The organism is Halorussus ruber, assembly GCF_004765785.1.
Taxonomy (GTDB): Archaea; Halobacteriota; Halobacteria; order Halobacteriales; family Haladaptataceae; genus Halorussus; species Halorussus ruber.
Map to the genome: position 1 here is coordinate 1 of NZ_SBIT01000027.1, position 4,716 is coordinate 4,716.

General features: G+C 57.8%; 1 tRNA gene and 3 rRNA genes. All 4 read right to left on the reverse strand.

From position 1 onward, the window contains the following. Positions 1-94: 94 nt before the first annotated feature. Positions 95-216: ribosomal RNA gene (gene rrf / locus EPL01_RS21185) — 5S ribosomal RNA — on the reverse strand. A 144-nt stretch (positions 217-360) separates the two neighbouring features. Next, a 23S ribosomal RNA gene (locus tag EPL01_RS21190) occupies positions 361-3,277 on the reverse strand. A gap of 229 nt (positions 3,278-3,506) precedes the next feature. Continuing rightward, positions 3,507-3,578: transfer RNA gene (locus EPL01_RS21195), tRNA-Ala, on the reverse strand. Between the two features lie 151 nt (positions 3,579-3,729). Next, a 16S ribosomal RNA gene (locus EPL01_RS21200) occupies positions 3,730-4,716 on the reverse strand; the annotation flags it as partial.

Genomic DNA, 4,716 nt, shown 5'->3' on the forward strand with positions numbered 1-4,716 from the left:
GTCGTCGCCGAGACTGTCTCGTGGTGGTCGGGGTGGGACTGGTTCGAAATGAAGAAACCCCCATCGCCGGGTGTGGCGATGGGGGTTGTATGAGTGGAGGCGGCGAATCGGATTTCCCAGAGGCTCGCGCACTCCAGTACTCGCCGAAACGCAGGCAGGCTTAACTTCCGTGTTCGGGATGGGTACGGGTGTCACCCTGCCGCTCTGGCCGCCTTAACGCCGACCCACGGACTCGAACCGTGGTCTCATCCAATGTCGGTGGTTCGATTTCGACCGTAGTGTACGTGCAATCCAGTTTGCGCCTGGATCCGAATGTGTGTGTTCGGATCAGTGCAGAGAGTTGCAACACTCGATACCGTATGAGTGTTGGCTTGACCTGTTAGTGCTCGCGGACTCAACGCCTCGTTGCCTCGGCGCGTACATCCCGAGTCTATCGAACTCGTCTTCTACGAGTGGTCTCGGTGGTGTCTCTTTTCCAAGTGGGTTTCGAGCTTAGATGCGTTCAGCTCTTACCCCGTGTCACGTGGCTGCCCGGCACGCGCCCTTTCGGACGACCGGTACACCAGTGGTGACCAATCGTAGTTCCTCTCGTACTATACGATTGTTCTTGTCAGACACCGTAACACCCCCAATAGATAGCAGCCGACCTGTCTCACGACGGTCTAAACCCAGCTCACGACCTCCTTTAATAGGCGAACAACCTCACCCTTGCCCGCTTCTGCACGGGCAGGATGGAGGGAACCGACATCGAGGTAGCAAGCCACTCGGTCGATATGTGCTCTTGCGAGTGACGACTCTGTTATCCCTAAGGTAGCTTTTCTGTCATCAATCGCCCGCATCAAGCAGGCTGATTGGTTCGCTAGACCACGCTTTCGCGTCAGCGTCCCTCGTTGTGTAGGACACTGTCAGACTTCCTTTTGCTCTTGCGCTCTTTTCCGGGTTCCCGACCCGGATGAGGAAATCTTGGGGCACGCTCGATATCTTTTCGAGCGTGTACCGCCCCAGTCAAACTGCCCGGCTACCGGTGTCCTCCTCCCGGAGTGAGGGTCACAGTCACTGACGGGTAGTATTTCAATGCTGCCTCGGTGGCCCGCTAGCGCGGGTACCTGTGTAACGGCTCCTACCTATGCTGCACATCAGCGACCGTGTCCCAGCGACAGCCTGCAGTAAAGCTCTATAGGGTCTTCGCTTCCCCTTGGGGGTCTCCAGACTCCGCACTGGAACGTGCAGTTCACCGGGCCCAACGTTGGGACAGTGACGCTCTCGTTGATCCATTCATGCAAGCCGCTACTGAAGCGGCAAGGTACTACGCTACCTTAAGAGGGTCATAGTTACCCCCGCCGTTAACAGGTCCTTCGCCCCGTTGTACCGGGTGTTCAGATACCTGCACTGGGCAGGATTCAGTGACCGTACGAGTCCTTGCGGATTTGCGGTCACCTATGTTGTTACTAGACAGTCGGAGCGTCCGAGTCACTGCGACCTGCCCCTATCCGGGGCAGGCATCCCTTATCGCGAACTTACGGGACTAACTTGCCGAATTCCCTAACGTCGGTTGCTCCCGACAGGCCTTGGCTTTCTCCGCCTGAGCACCTGTGTCGGATCTCGGTACGGACATCATGCTCCCTTTTCACGGGCCCTAGGTAGCATCGACTTGCGCTATCTCCGGCTTCGTTCGCTTCGTGCCATTACGGCTTCCACGAAGTTCCCGGATTCGACCGGGCGAGTGCCCGGCTCGATGGTTCCCAAGGCGTCGGTTTCACTGCATGATGGCACAGGAATATTAACCTGTTTCCCTGTTGTCTCATTCGGATTGCGGTGAGACTTAGGACCGGCTAACCCTCGGCTGGTCAGCATTGCCGAGGAACCCTTGCTCGTAAGGCCGTCGGGGGTCTAACCCGACTAACGCTGCTACTTTGACCAGGATTTTCGTTCCCGTACGGTCCACGCGAACTCTCGTCCGAGCTTCCATCCGTACGGAATGCCAACCTACTCGATCACCCTATGATGGGTGCGGCCAGGTCTCGGTGGTAGACTTGAGCCCCGATCATTTTGGGCGCCTCAAACCTCGGCCGGTAAGCTGTTACGCTTTTCTTAGAGGGTAGCTGCTTCTAAGCTCACCTCCCGGCTGTCTAGGGCTTGAGACCACCTTCAATCGCACTTAGTCTACACTTTGGGACCTTAACCCGGCTCTGGGTTGTTCCCCTCCTGGTGCACAGGCTTACCCCGCACACCGGATTCCCCGCGTCGACAGTGTCCGTAAGTTTGGAGTTTGACAAGGGGACCAACTCCTCTCGGAGTTGGTTCCCCTAATCGGTCGCTCTACCTCACGGACGACCTCGGCGGAGGTCATGCTTCGACATGTTTCGGTTGGAACCAGCTGTTGCCAGATTCGATGGGCCTTTCACCCCTACACGTAGGTCACGGGAGGGTATTGTAGGACACCATCCCTAACAGGCCTCCACGTGCCTTTCGGCACGCTTCACCTTGCCCACGCGTAGATCATCTGGTTTCGGGTCGTGTCCGATTGACTCCCCGCCCTTGAAGACGGCGGCCCTGGTCGTAAGACTGCGGCCATGTTGGTTTCCCTGTGCCTTCCCCGGTTCACGGGTTAGACTTGCCAATCAGACACACTCCCTGGTTCGTTTTTCAAAACGTACGACGAGACACCGGCTCCCAATGAGTCCTACTGCGACCTCGCGGTCGTCTCGTTTTTCATTGGGCCTTTTGAGCCTCGTCGCTCGATCGCCAACTGATTTCAGGCGCTATTGCACCTCCCTTTGTGGGGTGCTTTTCAGCGTTCGCTCACGCTACTTGTTCGCTATCGGTCTCGAGTCGTGTTTAGTCTTCGCGGTTAATGCCCGCGATATTCACAAGGAATATCCAATCCCTGCTACTCTGGAGCTGACGCACACCGTACTGCTTTCTCGTACGGGGCTTTCACCCTGTATCGCGCTCCATTCCAGGAGACTTCGGAGAAAGGGTCGGGTGCTGAGAGTCAGTCCGAACACCACATTGCCCGTGTGGGCTTCGGTTTGGACTGTGTCGCGTTTACTCGCGGTTACTGACGACATCCCGTTCGGTTTCTTTTCCTGCCGGTACTGAGATGTTTCAATTTCCGGCGTTCCCCATTGCGCAAGGCAATTGCTGTGGGGATTCCCATTCGGAGATCCTGAGTTCTTCGCCTCCGTGCGGCTCCCTCAGGCTTATCGCAGCTTGGCACGTCCGTCATCGGCGCTCGAGCCGAGCCATCCACCAGCTGGCATAGTAGCCACGCTGTTGGTTATCGTGTGTTGCATCGCACTTGACCCGGAACACTGCATTCGGATCCAGTGGACGCCTGGATTGCACGTACATACGGTCGTCATCGTCACGTCCTGTGGGTGTCACAGGAGCGTGCGTCGAACCCTTCCTACCCGCGCTTTCACGGAGTAGTGCATCGGTTAGTGTGGATTGAATCATTACCCCGTCTCCCACTTAAGGGACACGGTTCGATTCGCACCACGACATGGACCCACTGGGATTTGAACCCAGGGCATCCTCCTTGCAAAGGAGGCACTCTACCACTGAGCTATGGGCCCACCTCCCCGGACGGGGAGGGCGAAATTAGCCCTGGCAGTTCGAAGGTGCCCGACCACCGAAGTGGTCGAGGTCGTCGAGGAACCCTCGCGTGTTCGTCGCGGAGCGACGAACGGTGGTGAGCCAGGTCGTGTCGACCTGGTCTCGTGCGTTAGGAGGTGATCCAGCCGCAGATTCCCCTACGGCTACCTTGTTACGACTTAAGCCCCCTTGCGAAGCCCAGATTCGACCACCGTAGGTGGCCTCATCCGGACCTCACTCGGGTGCTTTGACGGGCGGTGTGTGCAAGGAGCAGGGACGTATTCACCGCGCTCTTCTGAAGCGCGATTACTACCGAATCCAGCTTCATGAGGGCGGGTTTCAGCCCTCAATCCGAACTACGACCGAGTTTAAGAGATTACCGTCGCCTTTCGGCGTTGGAACCCGTTGTCTCGACCATTGTAGCCCGCGTGTAGCCCAGCTCATTCGGGGCATGCTGACCTACCGTTGCCCGTTCCTTCCTCCACGTTAGCCGTGGCGGTCTCCCTAATGTACCCAACTACCACAAGGGTATTGCTGGCAATTAGGGATGCGGGTCTCGCTCGTTGCCTGACTTAACAGGATGCCTCACGGTACGAGCTGACGGCGGCCATGCACCTCCTCTCTGCAGCTCGGGTAAGCCCATCAGACTGACCGTCGTTACTGCAGTCGGAGCTGGTGAGATGTCCGGCGTTGAGTCCAATTAAACCGCAGGCTCCTCCGGTTGTAGTGCTCCCCCGCCAATTCCTTTAAGTTTCATCCTTGCGGACGTACTTCCCAGGCGGCTCGCTTCTCGGCTTCCCTACGGCACAGCGCTGGCTCGTAGCCAACGCCACACCTAGCGAGCATCGTTTACAGCTAGGACTACCCGGGTATCTAATCCGGTTCGTGACCCTAGCTTTCGTCCCTCACCGTCGGGTCCGTCTTCTCGAGGCGCTTTCGCCACCGGTGGTCCGTCCAGGATTACGGGATTTCACTCCTACCCCGGACGTACCCCTCGAGTCTTCCGGCCCCAAGCCAGCTGGTTTCCGCCGGACGCCCACGCGTTAAGCGCGTGGATTTCCCGACGGACCTGTCTGGCTGGCTACGGACGCTTTAGGCCCAATAATAGCGGCCATCACT